This is a genomic window from Aminobacter niigataensis, assembly GCF_014200015.1.
In the GTDB taxonomy this organism is placed as follows: Bacteria; Pseudomonadota; Alphaproteobacteria; order Rhizobiales; family Rhizobiaceae; genus Aminobacter; species Aminobacter niigataensis.
Map to the genome: position 1 here is coordinate 246,932 of NZ_JACHOT010000006.1, position 17,333 is coordinate 264,264.

Genomic DNA, 17,333 nt, shown 5'->3' on the forward strand with positions numbered 1-17,333 from the left:
CCCCTCAGACGATGCCGCCACTGCCACCAACTGATGCAGGACGCTCGGCCGCGACCGTCTGGCGGTAGCCGCTGGCACGATAGGCCGCGACCGGATCGATGGCGCCGCCATTGTTGAGCCGAGCCATGGCGAGTATGGGCTCGACGTCGGTGCGGTAGGCGGCCTTCAGCGTCTGCGTCGCCATCAGCGCGTCGTTGGCTTCCTGGAAGCCTTCGAGCGCCTTGCGGTCGACCAGCAGTGCGGCCGCATAGGCGCGCTGCACCTCGACAGCCGACAGCATCAGGCTCTCGATCGGGTCGGTGACGTTGTGGCTCTGATCGAGCATATGGGCCGGGTGAACATCCGTCGCCCCCGAAAGCTCGGCATCGACCAGTTCGTTGAAGACCAGGAACAGGCGGTAGGGATCGATCGAACCGGCATCGAGATCGTCGTCTCCGTACTTGCTGTCGTTGAAATGGAAGCCGCCCAGCTTGCCGAACTGGATCAGCCGCGACACTATCATCTCGATGTTGACGTTGGGGGCGTGGTGGCCGAGGTCGACGAGGCAATAGGCCTTGTCGCCCAATTCCTTCGCGATGAGGTAGTTGGTGCCCCAGTCCTGCACCACCGTCGAATAGAAGGCCGGCTCGTACATCTTGTGCTCGGTGAACAACCGCCAGTCGTCGGGCAGTGCCGCATAGATGTCCTTCATCGCCTCGAGATAGCGCTCGAAGGCACGGGCGAAATTGACCTGGCCGGGGAAGTTCGAGCCGTCGCCGATCCACACGGTCAGCGCCTTCGACCCCAGCGTCCTTCCGATCTCGATGCATTCGATGTTGTGCTCGACAGCCTGCCGGCGAACGGCCGCATCGGCATGGCTGAGCGACCCGAACTTGTAGGATTGCTTCTGGTCACGGGCGTCGGAGAATGTGTTTGAGTTCATCGCGTCGAAGCCGAGGCCGAAGCGCGCAGCGGATTGCTTCAGCCTGTTCGGATCGGTCTTGTCCCAGGGGATGTGCAGCGAAACGGTGGGCGTGGCGCGCGTCAGCTGGTTGATGACAGAGCAGTCCTCGATCTTGTCGAACACGTCGCGCGGCTCGCCAAGCCCCGGAAAGCGGGCAAAGCGCGTACCGCCGGTGCCCACGCCCCAGGACGGGATCGCGACGCCAAAGGCTTCTACCTTGGCGAGGATGGCATCGATGGCGATGCCGCGGCGGACGAGCTGCTCGCCAAGGGAAGCGTAGTCGGCGCGCAGGGTCTTCTCCCTGTTGGCATTGCTCCTTTCGACGGAGTCGCCTGAAATCATATCCATCAAATCCTCCTCTTGCGCGGCCTCACCACGCAAATGTCCGCACAAGAAAGTCCGGGGTAGCGCCGTGCTCGGCGAACAGCCGTTCCCGCTCGGCCGCGCTGCTCGTCTCGATCACACCGGTCATGACAAGGGCGGTCCGCAGCCCAGCCCCCTGCCCGCCTGATATGTCATGCTCGATGCTGTCGCCGACGCAGACGACGCGCGCCAGACCGGGATCGCCGAGCATTTCGAGCGCTGCGGCGTAGATCTCGGGAAACGGCTTGCCGATCCAGGTCACCTCACCACCAAGTTCGGCGTAGAGCTCGGCGATGCGCCCCGCGCCGAAGCGCGGGCCAACCGAGGTCAGCATGATCTTGTCGGGATTGGTGCAGAGGCACCTTGCGCCTCGCGCGACTGCAGGCTGGAGCAGCCGGCGATAATGGTCGAGGTCGTGGCGGTCGCCCTCGCTGGCTGAAAGCAGCACGATGTCGGCCTCTTCGCCTGCGTCGACCAGCGTCAGCGGCAGGCCCTCGACCGCCGAGCGGTCGCCGTCGCGGGCGATGAGCAGGCAGCGGAGACCCGCTTCGCCGACGAGCTGCTTTCGCAGGCTCTGCCAAGCGATTTCGCCCGAGGAGAGGAAAAAATCCCAGCTGCTGGGCACGAAGCCGAGCTTGCCCAGCCGCGCCTCGTTGGGCACCGAACGCTTGCCCGAGTTGGACAAGAGCAGCGTGCGCTTGCCAGCCTCCTTCAGCTGCACCAGTGTCTCGACCGCGCCGGGATAGGGTGCCGTGCCGTCGTGCAGCACGCCGAACTGATCGAGGATGAATATCTCGAAGCGCTCGGCCAGTTCGCGAATACCTGAAAGCTGCTCGGCGGACATCAAAGATCCCCCACCGATTCAAGGCCGATCAGCGCAAGCCGGGCGGTACCGGCTGCCGCCTCCTGGGAATACGCCGGCAGGAACGGCACGCCGAGCTTGTGCCGGCGGATGGCGGTCCAGGCAGGGTTTGCGGCACCGCCGCCGAGACTACGGATAGAATGCAGCGGCGGTGCGCCAAGCTCGGTCAACCTGTCGTAGCCAAGCTTCTCGATGGCCGAGATGCCTTCGAGCATGGCCTTCAGGAAGTCGGCATCGTCTGCAGGACGGGGCTCCAGACGTGGCGCCCAGGCCGGATCAAGCACTGGGAAGCGTTCGCCCGGTTCGAGCAACGGGTAGAAGTCGAGGCCAGTCGAGATATCTGCGTCGATGCCGTTCGACATCCGCGCGATCTCGTCGGTCGAGAAGAAATGTGCCAGCACCTTGCCGCCGCTGTTGGAAGCGCCGCCGGCGAGCCACATGCCGTTGATGCGGTGGCTGTAGATGCCGAAGTCGGGCGCGAAGATGGGCCGGTCGCAAAGCAGCTTGAGCGTCAGCGTCGAGCCCAGAGCCGTGACGCCATCGCCCGGCCTGTCGGCGCCGGTCGCCAGGAACGAGGCGCAGCCGTCGGTGGTGCCGGCAATGATCTCGACCTCCTCGCTCAGTCCGAAGGTGCTGGCCATCTCCGGCGCGATGGTCTCAATCGGCGCGCCCGGAGCCACGACGCGCGGCAGAAGCTCGGTTCGGAGTCCGGTCGCGGCGATCCACTCCGGCCAGTGTCGGTCGATCGGGTCGTAGCCGGTCTTCAGCGCGTTGTTTTCGTCGGTCGTGCCGAAATGACCGGCGAGCCGGCCCGCGATCCAGTCAGCCTGGTGCAGGATTTTTGTCACCCCCGGCACCGACTGGAAGACCAGCGCCTTGGCAAGCCCGGAGGTGGCGCCGTGGGCACCGCTTTCGGCCAGGATGACGGCAGCGATGCGGGCAAGCAGCGCGGCATCGCTGACCTTGTCGTCATACATCAGCGGCTCGGCGAGCGGCGTTCCATCGACATCGACCGGCAGCAGCGTGCCGGAGGTGGCGTCGACGGCAATCGCATGGACCCAGGCGCGGTCGACCTTGGCAAGCACTGCGCGCAATGCCGCTTCGACCGCCTGCCACCAGATCCTTGGCTCGCGCCGGCTGGCGCCGAAATCCGCGAGCCTTGCCGCCCCTTGCGCCACGATCTCGAAGTCAGGCGTCATGGCCACGGCGCGGGCGCCTGACGTGCCGAGGTCGATGCCGATGGCAAGCGGGGTGTTCATCTCAAGCGGTCTTCTTGGTGGCGGCCCTGCGGGCCAGGTCCTGCCGGTACTTTTCGGCGTCCCAATCGGTCAGTTGGAGGTGCTCCTCAAGCGTCAGAACTCGCACCGGCGCGGCTTCCTGCACACGCGCCAGCACATCGGCAAGGCAGCGGGCCATGGCGTCGGCACCCGGCGTCGCGTCGTCGCGCATCAGGATGCCCTCGCCGGGAAACAGGATCGAGACCGGCGATGCGCTCACGCGTGCGATCACGGCAGCGACGTCTTCGCCGTCCTTCGCGATGGCCGAGCCAACTCCGAGGAAGATCACATGGTCGGGATAGAGGCTGCCTTTCGCGGCCAGGGCCGTGCTTACGGGATCCGTTGCAACTGAGTGGGCCACCTCGGACTGCGGAAGCCGGTAGCCGGTGCCGGCGGCGAGTTGGACAAGCCGGTCCAGACGAGGCCCGGATGCGGCGCGCGGTACGATCCGCAGCCTCGCCTTGACATCGTCGAGCAAGGCTTCGGCCTTGGCGACCGTTTCAGCCGCAACGACCAGCCCGTGATTGGCGAGGACCAGCACATCCGGCCGCTGGGTGCGATGTTCAGCAATGGCGAGCGCAAGCGGCAGGCCTGGCCGCGCATAGGGCACATAAGCCCAATTGAGCCCGGCAAGACGCGGGCCGACCTGTTCGATACAGTCGCTGCGCACGGCATGGGCGATGGTGTCGACACAGTGGACGTGCAGCACGACACGCTGCGGCATCAGCGCGTGTACAGTTGTCTCGATCGACGGGCGCAAGCCGGACCTGTTGAGAGGCGCAATCGTGAACTGATGCGCCTGCTCGGCAGCGGGATCGATCGCTTCGACCGCAGCAATCAACGGCGCCATCTCCACCGGCACCATGATGTCGCGCTCCAGCGCATGCGCCAGCCAGGTGCCGGACGCCTTAATCCAGAGCGTGCCGCCGACCTTGAGAGACGTGTTGCCGCCGGCGCCTTGCGTCAGCAGCGGGTCGCTACCGATACGGGCCGACACGGCTTTCAGCTCTTCGAGTTCGGCTTGCCAGCCGGCCGATTCTGGCATGGCGTTTTTCCCTTCCATTGCAGTGGCGGAGCTGGCCGGCGGTGATGTCGCCGGCCAGCTCCGAGAATTGGAAAGACGCGCGAGCGCGTCTCCCGTTTTCGACCTCAGAAGTCGAAGTTGCCGATGTTGTCCTTGTTGAAGACGGTCGGCGCGCCGAGCAGGATCTCCGAGCCGTTGATGACGGAGAGATCGCCGAGCTTGCCGGCCTTCACCGAGGTCGCGCCCGATGCCAGCGTGCCGTCGGCTGTCGCGCGCAGAACGTAGGCCGCGGCATAGCCGAGGTCGACAGGGTTCCACAGAACCACCGACTTGACGCAGCCGGCGCCGACATAGGGCTTCATCGCGTTCGGCGTAGCGAGGCCGACAACGGCGACGCTGCCGCATTTCTTGGCCTGGGTCACGGCGTCGGCAGCGGCCGGCGTCGCCACGCTGGTCATGCCGAAGATGCCCTTGAGCTCGTCGCCATACTTGTTGATGAGCGTGTTCGACTGGTTGAAGGACAGGATGTTGTCTTCCTGCGCCTCGACCGTCTCGAGCCACTTCATCTTGGGATGGCACTTGGCCTGGTAGGCGGCCATCTCGGCGATCCAGCGTGCCTGGTTCGGCGTGGTGAAGGTCGAGGTGACGATGGCAAACGCACCCTCGTCGCCGATTTCGGCGGCCATCGAGTCGACCATCGCCTTGGCGATGCCGTTGAACTCGGCCTGGTTGACGAACCACTGGCGGGCGTCAGGCGTCGAGTTGGCATCATAGCCGACGACGTTGATGCCGGCGGCGAGCGCCTTCTTCAACACCGGGGCAATGGCGACCGGGTCGTTGGCGGCGAACAGGATGCCGTCGACACCTGACGTGATGTAGTTGTCGATCAGCGTGACCTGGTCGTCGATGTTGGCCTTGGACGGACCGTCTGTCTTGGCGTCCATCGAGCCCATTTCCTTGGCCGCGTCGGCGATGCCCTTGGACGTGGCATTGAAGTAGCCGATGCCGATAAGCTTGGGCACGTCGACGACCTTGATCGTCTTGCCCTTGCGGTCGGGCGCATTGGTCGGCTGGCCGCCATCGTAAGGCTTGGCCGCCGCGGTGGCCGGGGTGGCGTCACAGGCCAGCGGGTTGGTGGGCAGGTCGTCGCCGCCCGTCCAGACGGACTGGGCATGGCTGAGGCTTGTCGAGATGGACAAGGCCAAAAGCGCAGAAAACACTATTTTACGCATTCCATCCTCCAATTGATCGTCCGGACACTTTAGAGCGGCAGTGAAGGACGTTTCTCTCCCTAGGTTCGAGTGCCGCTCCTCTCGAAGAGGTTGCTGGCGAGGATCGCCAGAATAAGAACGGCGCCGATCAGCATGATCGTGCCGTCACCCTTGACGCCGGCAAGCGACAGGCCGTTCTTCAGCGCCTGGATCAGGCACAGGCCGATGATCGTGCCGACGATCGTGCCGCGCCCGCCGAAGATCGAGGTGCCGCCAAGCACCACGGCAGTGATGGCGTCGAGCTCGATGCCGGTGCCCATGTCGGAGCGCGTGGTCGAAACCCGCGACACGAAGATGACGGCGGCAACCGCAGCTGCGAAGCCCGAGGCGGTGTAGAGGGCAAGCTTGGTCTTTTCGACCGACAGGCCGGAGAAGCGGCTGGCGACCTCGTTGGAGCCCACGGCGTAGACCGTACGGCCCCAGGTCGTGTAGGCGAGGATGATCGAAGCGACGACAGCTGCGAAAAACAGGATCCACAGCTGCGTCGGCACGCCGAGCACGTCCTGCTGGCCAAGCACGTAGAACCATTCGGGGTAGCCGCGCACCGAGCGCGCCTGGCTGATGCCTTCGGCAAGACCGCGATAGAGTGCCAGCGTCGCCAGCGTTGCGATCAGCGGCGGCACGCGGAACCGCGTGATGATGACGCCGTTGACGAAGCCGGCAAAGGTACCGGCGGCAATCGCAGCAGTTGCTGCCACCGGCAGCGGCAGGCCGACATTCTGCCAGAACACGCCGGTCAGGATGGCGGTGAGGCCGAGGATCGAGCCGACAGACAGGTCGATGCCGCCGGTGGCGATGACGAAGGTCATGGCAATGGCAATCAGACCGATCTCGGTCATCAGCCGGCCCTGGTTGAGCAGGTTGTCGACGGTGAAGAAGCGGTCCGACTGGAAGGACAGCACGATCAGGACGACGACCAGCAGCAGTGCCAGCAAGGTCTCGTGGCGGATGAGGGATTTCACGTTCATCTCGCAGACCCTCAGCTTCTGCCGCGCCGGCGCAGCATATCGGCCAGCACGGTCGCCAGGATCAGCAGCCCGATCACGGCGCGCAGCCAATAGGCCGAGACGTTGACGAAGATCAGCGCCGAACCGATGGTGGCGAACAGGATGGTCGCCAGCGTCGAGCCGATCACCGTGCCCGAACCGCCGAGAATCGACACGCCGCCGATGACGGCGGCGGTGATGACGGTGAGTTCCAGGTTTGGCGGAACCGTCGACTGGATGACCTGCAACTGGGTGGCGAACAGGATGGTCGCGAGGCCGGCAAAAGCACCGTGGATGACGAAGACGGCGACGATGCGGCGGGCGATCGGGATGCCGGTCGCAAGGGCTGCCTCGGCATTACCGCCGATGGCGTAGAGCGAGCGGCCGAAGGCGGTGTAGCGCATCCACAGTGCCGCAAGCGCTGTCAGCACGACCATGAATACGAGCGGCACGGGCAGGCCGAGAACCTGCTTCTGGGCGATCAGGTAGGCGGACGGCAGGTCGGTGATCCAGGTACCGCCAGTGACACTGATCAGGCCGCCGCGCAGGATGGACAGCGCGCCGAGCGTCACCACAATGGACGGTATGCGGGCATAGGCGACGAGGATGCCTATGATGGCGTTGATCGCCATGCCGACCAGGACCGGTGCCAGCCAGGCGAACCAGATCGGGTAACCGGCGACCGCCAGCGTGCCCGAGATCGTCGCCAGCACGCCGATCAATGCGCCGACCGAAACGTCGATATTGCCGGTGACGATGACCATCGCCATGCCGATGGCTGCGACGGCGATATAGGCATTACCCGAGAAGATGGTGGTGAGGTTGTTGGCGCTGATAAAGCGCGGATTGACCATCGTCACCACGGCGAACAGGACGACGATGGCGGCAAGCACCACGATCTCCTGGCCGTATTCGGCGAACAGCCGCTTGAAGAACCCGGGGCGCTGGGGTGCCGAGCGCGAACGGGCAGTCGCTTCGACTGTCGTCGTCATCATGCGGCCTCCCCGGTGCGATGCGCGGTCATTGCTGCACCGACGCGCTCCGGTGTCGCTTCTGCACGGGCGATCTCGCCGGTGATGCGGCCGCCGCTGATCACCAGGACGCGGTCACTCATGCCCAGCACCTCAGGCAGTTCGCTGGAGATCATGATGATGGCCACGCCCTGCTTCACCAGTTCCCCCATGATCGTATGGATCTCGGCCTTGGCGCCGACATCGACCCCTCGGGTCGGCTCGTCGAGGATCAGCACCTTGGGCATTGTCTCCAGCCATTTGGCGATGACCACCTTCTGCTGATTGCCGCCCGAGAGCTCGCCGACCGGCTGGCCGATGTTGCGACAGCGGATGCTGAGCCGCTTAACCGCGTCGAGCGCGCGCTGCGCTTCTTCGCCGGCCTTGATGAAGATGCCCGACGACAACCGCTCGATGGTCGCCATCGACACGTTCTTGCGGATGGCCATGGATTTCACCAGCCCCTGCTGGCCGCGATCCTCCGGCACATAGGCAATGCCCAGATCGCGCGCCTGGCGCGGCGATCCGATACGAACCACTTTGCCGTCCATGGCGATTTCACCAGAGGTTGCCGGCGTCATGCCGAACAGCGTCAGCGCCAGCTCGGTGCGGCCGCTGCCGACGAGGCCGGCAATACCGAGGATCTCGCCACGCCGCAGATCGAAGGAGATGTCGCGCACGTGGCGGCCGTGATTGAGGTTCGTCACCCGAAGAACGGTCTCGCCGATGGTTGCGTCGGCCTTGGGGAACAGGCTCTCGATCGAACGGCCGACCATCATCGAGACCAGTTGGTTCTCGTCGACCTCGCCGATGTCCCTGGTGGCGACATGGGCGCCGTCGCGCAGCACCGTCACCCGGTCGGCAAGCGCAAAGATCTCGGACATGCGATGGCTGACATAGACGATGCCGACACCGCGCTCGCGTAACTGCCTGACGATCATCATGAGCCGCTGCACGTCGGATTCGACCAGCGATGCGGTCGGCTCGTCCATGATCAGGATGCGGGCATTCTTGCTCAGCGCCTTGGCGATCTCGACACGCTGGCGCTGGGCGACCGACAGGCTGAGCACCTTGGCATCGACGTCGAGATCGTAGGTGTCGAGCTGGTCGAGCAGGTCGCGGGTGCGGCGGCGCACTTCGGCCCAGTCGATGATACCCAAAGCTGTACGCGGATAGTTGCCGAGGAACACGTTTTCAGCCACCGACAGCTCAGGAAAAAGCAGCAACTCCTGATAGACGGTGGCGATGCCTACCGCGGCCGCATCGCGCGTCGAGGAGAACTTCACTTCCTTGCCGCCAACCATGATGGTTCCGGCATCAGGTGTGTAGAGACCCGACATCATCTTGATGAGCGTCGACTTGCCGGCCCCGTTCTCTCCCAGAAGCGCGTGCACCTCGCCGGGACGGACGTCGAAATCCACTTCCTTGAGCACCTTCACCCCGCCGAAGGATTTCGACATGCCGGTGAGGCTGACATAGGCGGTCGGATTGCTCACCGGCTCGCCCTCTCCGCTTCGGCCATGCCGGACCGTGCCGCGGCCCGCGCGCCCTCGGCCATCTCGCGCCAGCGGGCACGGTAGGCATCTAGGCCCGGAATGTAGCTTGCGGTCACGGGAACGGTCTCGTCCTTGAACGGCTTGAGGCCGAGCGCCTTGAAGGCCAGCGCGGCGGCACCCGTCGCTGAACCTTCGCTCATCGTCGAGCGCACGACGGTCTGGGTCGGGCGCAACTGCGCCAGCATCGCGGTGAACAGATCGACCTTCGCCAGGCCACCATCGACGACGAGGAGATTTTCCGACTTGATCAGGTCGAGCGACAGGTCGGTCATCATGGCGACATAGAGGACGGCAACCGCCGCACGCTCCTCGCCGCTGACCTCGCCGCCGACGATCTGCCCTTTCGTCTCCGGGAAAGGTCCGCCGGCTGCCCATGACGGCATGGCAAAGACGCTGCGTTCCATCACGCGCTCGACCGCACCTTGCGTGATCGGCTTGTTCCAGCCTTCGCTGATGAGATCGTATTCCCGCCCGCCCATGAAGCGCAGCGACGGCGCCGGCTCGCCATCGACGGTGACGTTGGCGATCATGTCGCGCTCCTGGTCGAGCGCGCCCAGCGGACAGTCGAGATTGATGATGATGACCCAAGTGCCGGTCGAGACGAGCGTAAAGTCGCTCAGCCCCGTCATGCGGTAGTAGGCCAGCGCCGCATTGGAGTCGTGCACGCCGTTGTGGACGGCGATGGCGCGGGTGCTACCGTCGGCCAAGGTTACCTTGGCTTCACCGACCACCGCGCCAGCCGGAGCGATCGCCGGAAACCTGTCGCGCCAGCCAAGCCGCTCGACCAGCGAGCTGTAGTCCCGCTCGAGCGGCGCCCAGAGCTGGCTGTGTGCGCCGAGATAGGACCATTCGGCCAGTTTGCGGCCGCTGAAGCGCCACACCCAGTATTGTGGATAGCAAAGGATCGCCTCGGTCACGGCGAAAGCCTCGGGCTCTTCAACCTCAAGCCAATAGATGTGGCGGGCAATGGAAAAGCCTAGAGGCAGCCATGGCGTATAGGTCTCGGCGAAGTCGGGCAGGATCGGGTCGATCGCATCGGCAACCGCATCGGGAATTTCCTGCTCGTAGTCGAGGATCGGATGCAGGAGTTCGTTGCCGCGCACCAGCGCAAAGGCGCAGCCATGGGCAGATATCGTCAGCCGCGTCACGTCGTGCGTCGCTGCGACCTCGGCCAGTTCGTGGTTCATCCAGGCGAACAGTCGTTCGTCGTCGAGCACGCTCCGCCCGTGAAAATCCTGCCAGATCGGCTTGGTACGGCGTTCGTCGAGCAAAGTGCCATCGGGCGAGAACACGAACAGCTTGGAGTTCGTCTTGCCGAGATCGAAGACTGCGAGCGCGCCGCTCATGCCCCGCCCCCGTTGGAAGCGATGCGAAGCGTTATGCCTGCACTCTCCAGCATCTTGGCATGCTGGTCGGACAGGCCGTCGTCGGTGATCAGCATGCCGACACGCGACAGCGGCAAGGCAGCATTGCGGGCATGGATCGAAAATTTTCGGCTGTCGGCCAGCACGACGATCTGATCGGCATTGCGGCTGAGTTCCTGGATCGAGCGCACCATCAGCGGATGCGATTCATGCAGACCGTCGGCACTGATCCCTTGCGCCCCGAGGAAAAACTTCGAGGCGTAGAAATTGATCGGCTGCGACGGCGAGTAGATCACACGTGGCTCGCGATGCAGCTCGCCGCCGGCAAGCGTCAGGCTGCATTTGCCGTGCTCGCCGAGATAACCGGCCAGCGGCATGGAGTTGGTGAACAGGCGGACATTGCGGTCGGCCAGCATGACGCCGAGATGGAAGCAGGTCGAACCGCCATTGACGATCACCGCGTCGCCATCGGCAACCATGGTCGCGGCAAGCTCTGCGATCAGCCGCTTGGGCTCGACGGCCAGATCGCGGTTCTCGTCATAGGGCCGCGCGAAGGCCGTGCCCTGGGCTGCGCCATCAAGCGCGGAGACACCGCCATAGACCTTGCGGGCACCACCAGCCTCATCGATCTTGTCGATGTCGCGCCGCACCGTCGCCGCGGAAACCCCGAGATGCTCCTGCAACTCGCGCACCGAAGCAAAGGGTCTGTCGCGCAAGAGCTCGACGATCTGCCGTTGGCGGACCATGTCGTTCACGAAAACACCTCCCATGGCTTCGCGAAAAGGCAGTGCCATGAGCTAACTTACGCAAATCAGATTCTTGCGCAAGCGGTTTGTGACGAAAATTGCTCATATCGCGCTGCAACTAGATCATACCGCGCCGCACAATGACAAAGTTCAATCTTTTTGCGATTGACAAACCGCATGGCTTGGCCTGATTTTACGGCCAAACGAGAGCGGCGCCCGATCTCGCGCCGGGAGGAATCCGACATGCCCGACACCAACTCCACGCGGCTTGCAAATCTGTGGGACGACGCAAGGGCCGCCGCCATGAGCGAGCCGGAGCGGCTGGTCTATCGCTCCAACATCCTGGGTTCGGACAAGCGCGTCACCAATTATGGCGGCGGCAACACCTCGTCCAAGATCATCCAGCAGGATCCGCTGACGGGTGGCGAGGTCGAAGTTCTCTGGGTCAAGGGGTCGGGCGGCGACAGCGCCTCGATCAAGCTCGATGGCTTCGCCACGCTTTACATGGATAAGCTCAGGGCGCTGAAGGGGCTCTATCGTGGCCTCGCGCATGAGGACGAGATGGTCGGTTACCTGCCGCACTGCACCTTCAACCTCAACCCGCGCGCGGCCTCCATCGACACCCCGCTTCATGCCTATGTTCCAAGGGCTTACGTCGACCACATGCATCCCGACGCGATCATCGCGATCGCCGCTGCCGAGGATTCGAAGGCCCTGACCGCCAGGATCTTCGGCGACGAGATCGGCTGGCTGCCGTGGAAGCGGCCGGGCTTCGAGCTCGGCCTCTGGCTGGAAAAATTCTGCCTGGAAAATCCGGCAGCCAAAGGCGTCGTGCTCGAAAGCCATGGCCTGTTCACCTGGGGCGATACACCAAAAGAATGCTACTCGATCACCATCGACACCATAAACAAGGCCATTGGCTGGTTCGAGGGCGAGACGAAGGGCAAGCCGGCTTTCGGCGGCGCAGCCGTGAAGTCGTTGCCGGCGGTCGAACGCCGTGCAATCGCTGCGCGCTTGATGCCCCGCATCCGCGGAATGATCTCGCAACAAGGCGTGCGCAAGCTCGGTCATTTCGACGATAGCGATGCCGTGCTGGAGTTCGTCAACTCGCACCATCTGCGCGACCTCGCAGCCCTCGGCACCTCGTGCCCCGACCATTTCCTGCGCACCAAGATCAGGCCCTTGGTGATCGACTTCGATCCGGCAAAGCCCGACGTCAATGCCGTAGTCGCAGCCCTGCCCCAGGCGCTGGACGATTACCGCGCCGGCTACCAGGCCTATTACGACCGTTGCAAGCATGCGGATTCGCCCGCCGTGCGCGACCCGAACGCGGTGGTCTACCTGGTGCCCAGCGTCGGCATGTTCACCTTCGCCGCCGACAAGGCGACCGCCAGGATTTCGGCCGAGTTCTACGTCAACGCCATCAATGTCATGCGCGGTGCCTCGGCGGTGTCGACCTATGTCGGCCTGCCCGAACAGGAGGCTTTCGACATCGAGTACTGGCTGCTCGAGGAAGCCAAGCTCCAGCGCATGACCAAGCCCAAGTCGCTGGCCGGGCAGATTGCCTTGGTCACCGGCGGCGCCGGCGGCATCGGCAAGGCAACCGCAGTCCGGCTTCTGCGCGAGGGCGCCTGCGTGGTGATCGCCGACATAGACGAGCAGGCCCTGGCCACTGCCCATGACGAGCTTGGCAAGGTTTTCGGCAAGGATTTCGTGCGTCCGGTGCAACTCGATGTTACCGACGAAGCCGGCGTGGCTTCGGCCTATGCCGCCAGTGCCGTCGAATTCGGCGGCGTCGACATCCTGGTCTCGAACGCCGGTATCTCGTCGTCGGCGCCGATCGAGGACACGGAGCTGTCGATGTGGAACCGCAACATGGACATCCTCGCCAAGGGCTATTTCCTGGTGTCGCGCGAGGCCTTCCGCACCTTCAAGCAGCAGCAGCTTGGCGGCAACATCGTCTTCATCGCCTCGAAGAACGGGCTTGCCGCCTCGCCCAATGCGGCGGCCTACTGCACAGCGAAGGCGGCCGAGATCCATCTCGCCCGCTGCCTGGCGCTCGAAGGGGCGGAGCACCAGATCCGGGTCAACACCGTCAATCCGGATGCCGTGCTGCGCGGCTCCAAGATCTGGACCGGCGAATGGCGCGAACAGCGCGCGGCGGCCTATGCGATGCAGCCGGACGAACTCGAGGAGCACTACCGCAAGCGCTCGATGCTGAAGCGCTCGGTATTCCCCGAGGACATCGCCGAGGCGGTCTACTTCCTCGCCTCCGACATGTCAGCCAAGTCGACCGGCAACATCATCAATGTCGACGCCGGCAACGCCCAGAGCTTCACGCGCTGAGGTGACGCAAGTCCAGGGCTATGCCGTGGCCCTGGAGCGCAGCGCCGAGTCTTCCGCGCCGGGTAGTGACGCCCTATGGCGGCCTGAGCAGCAGCGATCGCCTGGAAACGACAGGCTGTCCAGCCTGATGTCGAAGCGCCGTTAGCGTCGACGCCTGATCGTCACGCCGCGGGCGAGCGCAACTTGCTCGGCAGGACCTTGAAGTGGTCGCGAAAGCTTTTCGAGAAATGCGACGACGAGACGAAGCCGCAGGCAACGGCGACGTTCATGATGGGCATGCTAGTGAGTTCGATCAGTTGCCGCGCCTTGGCGAGCCGCAGGCCGAGATAATGCTGCCATGGCGTCGTCGCGAGATGGCGTTCGAACAGCCGTTCGATCTGGCGCCGCGACAGCGACACCTGGGCCGAGATATCCTCCAGCGACAGCGGCTCCTCGATGTGCTTTTCCATCAGCTGGACGATGCGCAACAGTTTCTTGCCGGTGCTGCCATAACGAAGGCCCGGCGGCACCGACTGGCAGGCGGCGCCGTCGCGCCAGCGATCGGCGGTGACATGCTGACAGATGCTGCGCGCCAATTCCGTGCCGCAGCGTTCCTGCACGATGTCGATGGCAAGGTCGAAGGCGGCGAGTTCGCCGGCGCAGGTGACGATCTGGCCGTCGCGCACGAACAGCGCGTCGTCGATGGCGAGATCGTAGAAGGTTTCGGAAAGTGCTGCCATCTTGCCCCAGTGGATGGTGCAGCGCGCATCGCCGAGCAGGCCCGCATCGGCCAGCAGCCAGGTCGCGGTGCCCAACGCATAGATTGGGAGTTGGGCGCGGCCGATACGGCGCAGGCAGGCGCGCAGCTCCTGCGAGCCGTGCTGTTCCACGCCCTCCCCGGCGCAGATCGCCAATGCCGCCTGCGGCTCGAACGGCAGCGCCTTGGCCGCCTCGGCGAAACTGCCTGATACCTCGACGGCAATGCCGCTGGCGCTCGCCACCGAGCGTCCGTCGAGGCTGACGAGCTTCCAGCGAAACAGCTCGGTGCCGGCCAGCGCATTGGCAAGCCGCAATGGCTCGACCAGTGACGACAGGCAGAGCTGGGAAAAGCCCTGCAAGAGCAGGATGGAGAACTCGGCCGATGCTTGTGCCACTTGGGATCGCGGCACGGAACGCTGGAAACCCACACCCGGCCAGCAGGCTCCAACATCGAAGTCCGTGTGCTTGCTTGGCGCGTTCATGTGGCCCTCCCGGCGCATGCGGCAAGGCAGGAGCTCGACTTTTCCCAGGCCAAAACCGTTGAGTCACAAATTGGCGCAAAATAACACAAAATGCAACATTGCAATTTGTGGCGAGCGTCACCCCAGGCAGTCCGAGATCACGCCCCGACGGCTGCCACGGGCGCGGTCATGTTCAACAGCCAGTCACGGAAAGCCGTCACCTTCGGTGTCCTGGCTTTCTGCGGCGTGGCAAGGAACCAATAGGATCCCGCCCCGCGCAGTCGCTGCTCGAACGGCGCCACCAGGAGGCCGCTCGCCAGTTCGCGCTCGATGAGCGCCGTCCTGCCGAGCAGCACGCCCTTGCCTTCGATCGCGGCACGAATGCCCATGATCGATTGGTCGAAGAACGAACCGGCCGATGTGTCGATGCCGGTAACGCCGACATGGGCGAGCCAGGTGTCCCAATCCTCGTCATAGCCGGGCACATGCAGCAGGTCTCGAGCCCTCAGGTCCTCGGGTGAATTCAGCGACTCGGCATATTTCGGCGTACAGACCGGAAAGGTCTCGTCGCGCAAAAGCAGCGTCGCCTCGCGCTTCGGCCAGTTGCCCCAGCCGAACTCGATCGCGGCATCGACCTTGCCTTCGCCATGGTCGAGCGCGGTCAGCCTGAGATCGATGGTCGGATGGGAGGCACGAAACAGGTCGAGCCGTGGCGCGATCCACTGGCTGGCAAACGACGTCGGCACATGCACGACCAGCATTTCGCGCGTGCCGCGTCCGGCGATCCTGGCGGTCGCCTCATCGATCAGGCCGAAGGCACGTCCGAGCTCTTCGGCATAACGGCGGCCGCGGTCGGTCAACCTGACGCCATTGGCGTGGCGGTCGAACAGCTCCTTGCCGAGCCTGAGCTCGAGCGCCCTGATGTGCTGGGAGATGGCCGAGGGCGTGACGTTCAGTTCCGCGCCGGCTCCGGCGAAGCTGCCGAGCCGTGCGGCGGCCTCGAAGGCCCGGAGCCAGTTCAGGGGTGGTCGGGCAGAGGCCATTGTACCATTAGATTTTCTTGCGCTTCCCCCAAGGTAATCGCGTTTGCTTGGGCAGGCAAGAACGTTTCCAATCTGCCCAGGTTCAGCATCTGGGAGGCACTGCTATGAACGTCCACTGGCTCCAGGGCTATCGCCCCGGCTACGGCCTGCCGCGCGCCTTCTACACCGATCCCGAGATTTTCGCCGAAGAGCAGGCCCGCATCTTCCGCAACAGCTGGTTCTTCGCCGGCCACTCGATCGAGCTGCCCAAGGCGGGCGACTACATGACGCTCGATGTCGGCGGCGCGCCCGTTTTGGTGGTTCGCGACCGCGATGGCAAGGTGCATGCCCATCACAATGTCTGCCGCCACCGCGGCTCGATCATCTGCACCAAGGAGAAGGGCAAGGCGACACGACTCGTTTGCCCCTATCACTCCTGGTCCTATGCCCATGACGGCCAGTTGATCGGCGCGCCGATGATGGGCGAAGATTTCGACAAGGCCGCACACGGCCTGAAGCGGGCGCATGCGGAAGAGTTCGACGGGCTGATCTTCGTCAACCTGTCCGGGACCCCCTCGCCTTTCCAAGAGCTGCGCGACCACCTGTCGCCGATCCTGAAATCGCAGGGCATGGCCAAGGCAAAGATCGCGCTGATCCGCGACTATGAACTCGACGTCAACTGGAAGATCGTCGTCGAGAACAACCGCGAGTGCTATCACTGCGAAGCCAACCACCATGGCTATGTCTCGGTGCAGTACGACACCGAAAACGACAATCCCGACCTCAAGGACGAGATTTCGGAGCGGCTGGGCGACTGCCGCATCCGCTGGGAAAAAGCCGGTCTCGACACGGCCCGCGTCAACACCTCTTCCAACAACACGTCCGAGTGGTTCCGCGCCAACCGCACCCCGGTGCGCAAGGGCATGGTCACCGAGAGCCCGGACGGGCAGCTGGTCTGCGACGTGCTGATGGCCGGCTTCACTGATCCCGACATGGGCACGGCGCGCGCCAACACCAATATCAATTTCTGGTGCCACGCCAATTCCGACTATGCCCACACCGTGCGGATCACGCCGTTGTCGCCGACCAAGACGATCGTGCGCGGCTACTGGCTGGTCGATGAAAAGGCTGTCGAGGGCCGCGACTACGACCCCGGGAAGATCGCCGCGTTCCACGATCAGGTGATGTCGGAGGACTGGGAGATCTGCCGGCGCCAGTGGATCGGCATCACCTCCCCCGGCTTCGAGCCCGGCCCCTATTCGCCGACCAAGGAAGCCAATGTCGATCGGTATGTGCGCTGGTACGCCGACCAGATGACGGCTTGATCCGGCCGGCCAACCTCCCTCCCCCTTGTGGGGAGGGAT

At 64.3% G+C, this 17,333-nt stretch carries 14 protein-coding genes; 2 read left to right on the forward strand and 12 right to left on the reverse strand.

What is annotated here, in order from left to right; all coding sequences use genetic code 11:
- Positions 1-4: 4 nt before the first annotated feature.
- The 10 genes from rhaI to GGQ99_RS20365 form a co-directional block, all read right to left on the reverse strand.
- Positions 5-1,291: an L-rhamnose catabolism isomerase gene (gene rhaI / locus GGQ99_RS20320; RefSeq protein ID WP_183263941.1), complete on the reverse strand. Its 1,287-nt coding sequence runs from the start codon at positions 1,289-1,291 to the stop codon at positions 5-7.
- A 22-nt stretch (positions 1,292-1,313) separates the two neighbouring features.
- Positions 1,314-2,153 carry a TIGR01459 family HAD-type hydrolase gene (locus GGQ99_RS20325; RefSeq protein ID WP_425486838.1) on the reverse strand — a complete coding sequence of 280 codons (840 nt, stop codon included), beginning with the start codon at positions 2,151-2,153 and terminating at the stop codon, positions 1,314-1,316.
- Positions 2,150-3,427, reverse strand: a complete 1,278-nt coding sequence (locus GGQ99_RS20330; RefSeq protein WP_183263943.1) for an FGGY-family carbohydrate kinase — start codon at positions 3,425-3,427, stop codon at positions 2,150-2,152. Before GGQ99_RS20330 ends, GGQ99_RS20325 begins: the two co-directional genes overlap by 4 nt.
- 1 nt (position 3,428) lies before the next feature.
- On the reverse strand, positions 3,429-4,490 hold the full coding sequence (locus GGQ99_RS20335) for a class II aldolase/adducin family protein (RefSeq protein ID WP_183263944.1): 1,062 nt from the start codon (positions 4,488-4,490) through the stop codon (positions 3,429-3,431).
- Positions 4,491-4,594: 104 nt separating this feature from the next.
- Positions 4,595-5,701, reverse strand: a complete 1,107-nt coding sequence (locus GGQ99_RS20340; protein ID WP_183263945.1) for an autoinducer 2 ABC transporter substrate-binding protein — start codon at positions 5,699-5,701, stop codon at positions 4,595-4,597.
- A 59-nt stretch (positions 5,702-5,760) separates the two neighbouring features.
- A complete protein-coding gene (locus tag GGQ99_RS20345; RefSeq protein ID WP_183263946.1) occupies positions 5,761-6,708 on the reverse strand; it encodes an ABC transporter permease in 948 nt (315 codons plus the stop codon).
- Between the two features lie 11 nt (positions 6,709-6,719).
- Positions 6,720-7,721 carry an ABC transporter permease gene (locus GGQ99_RS20350; protein ID WP_183263947.1) on the reverse strand — a complete coding sequence of 334 codons (1,002 nt, stop codon included), beginning with the start codon at positions 7,719-7,721 and terminating at the stop codon, positions 6,720-6,722.
- Positions 7,718-9,232: an ATP-binding cassette domain-containing protein gene (locus GGQ99_RS20355; protein WP_183263948.1), complete on the reverse strand. Its 1,515-nt coding sequence runs from the start codon at positions 9,230-9,232 to the stop codon at positions 7,718-7,720. The genes GGQ99_RS20350 and GGQ99_RS20355 overlap by 4 nt, the downstream gene beginning before the upstream one ends.
- On the reverse strand, positions 9,229-10,638 hold the full coding sequence (locus GGQ99_RS20360) for an FGGY-family carbohydrate kinase (protein ID WP_183263949.1): 1,410 nt from the start codon (positions 10,636-10,638) through the stop codon (positions 9,229-9,231). The genes GGQ99_RS20355 and GGQ99_RS20360 overlap by 4 nt, the downstream gene beginning before the upstream one ends.
- Complete coding sequence (locus GGQ99_RS20365; RefSeq protein WP_108610380.1) at positions 10,635-11,411, reverse strand: DeoR/GlpR family DNA-binding transcription regulator; 777 nt, start codon at positions 11,409-11,411, stop codon at positions 10,635-10,637. Before GGQ99_RS20365 ends, GGQ99_RS20360 begins: the two co-directional genes overlap by 4 nt.
- A gap of 234 nt (positions 11,412-11,645) precedes the next feature.
- On the opposite strand from GGQ99_RS20365, the gene GGQ99_RS20370 reads away from it, so the two are divergent.
- Positions 11,646-13,748: a bifunctional rhamnulose-1-phosphate aldolase/short-chain dehydrogenase gene (locus GGQ99_RS20370; protein ID WP_183263950.1), complete on the forward strand. Its 2,103-nt coding sequence runs from the start codon at positions 11,646-11,648 to the stop codon at positions 13,746-13,748.
- 161 nt (positions 13,749-13,909) lie between these two features.
- Here GGQ99_RS20370 and GGQ99_RS20375 read toward each other — a convergent pair whose 3' ends face one another.
- Entirely contained in the window at positions 13,910-14,881 is a 972-nt protein-coding gene (locus GGQ99_RS20375) for a helix-turn-helix domain-containing protein (RefSeq protein ID WP_183263951.1), read from the reverse strand.
- Positions 14,882-15,105: 224 nt separating this feature from the next.
- Positions 15,106-15,990 (reverse strand): transcriptional regulator GcvA, encoded by an 885-nt coding sequence (gene gcvA / locus GGQ99_RS20380; RefSeq protein ID WP_183263952.1) that lies wholly within the window; start codon positions 15,988-15,990, stop codon positions 15,106-15,108.
- A 104-nt stretch (positions 15,991-16,094) separates the two neighbouring features.
- On the opposite strand from gcvA, the gene GGQ99_RS20385 reads away from it, so the two are divergent.
- Complete coding sequence (locus tag GGQ99_RS20385; RefSeq protein WP_183263953.1) at positions 16,095-17,294, forward strand: aromatic ring-hydroxylating oxygenase subunit alpha; 1,200 nt, start codon at positions 16,095-16,097, stop codon at positions 17,292-17,294.
- The last annotated feature ends 39 nt before the right edge of the window (positions 17,295-17,333 follow it).

What these genes read in the sequence shown, in the direction of transcription:
- GGQ99_RS20340 (WP_183263945.1), bottom strand. Translation starts at nt 5,701, where the DNA reads ATGCGTAAAATAGTGTTTTCTGCGCTTTTGGCCTTGTCCATCTCGACA.
- GGQ99_RS20335 (WP_183263944.1), bottom strand. Translation starts at nt 4,490, where the DNA reads ATGCCAGAATCGGCCGGCTGGCAAGCCGAACTCGAAGAGCTGAAAGCC.
- rhaI (WP_183263941.1), bottom strand. Translation starts at nt 1,291, where the DNA reads ATGGATATGATTTCAGGCGACTCCGTCGAAAGGAGCAATGCCAACAGG.
- GGQ99_RS20345 (WP_183263946.1), bottom strand. Translation starts at nt 6,708, where the DNA reads ATGAACGTGAAATCCCTCATCCGCCACGAGACCTTGCTGGCACTGCTG.
- GGQ99_RS20360 (WP_183263949.1), bottom strand. Translation starts at nt 10,638, where the DNA reads ATGAGCGGCGCGCTCGCAGTCTTCGATCTCGGCAAGACGAACTCCAAG.
- GGQ99_RS20330 (WP_183263943.1), bottom strand. Translation starts at nt 3,427, where the DNA reads ATGAACACCCCGCTTGCCATCGGCATCGACCTCGGCACGTCAGGCGCC.
- GGQ99_RS20370 (WP_183263950.1), top strand. Translation starts at nt 11,646, where the DNA reads ATGCCCGACACCAACTCCACGCGGCTTGCAAATCTGTGGGACGACGCA.
- GGQ99_RS20350 (WP_183263947.1), bottom strand. Translation starts at nt 7,721, where the DNA reads ATGATGACGACGACAGTCGAAGCGACTGCCCGTTCGCGCTCGGCACCC.
- gcvA (WP_183263952.1), bottom strand. Translation starts at nt 15,990, where the DNA reads ATGGCCTCTGCCCGACCACCCCTGAACTGGCTCCGGGCCTTCGAGGCC.
- GGQ99_RS20385 (WP_183263953.1), top strand. Translation starts at nt 16,095, where the DNA reads ATGAACGTCCACTGGCTCCAGGGCTATCGCCCCGGCTACGGCCTGCCG.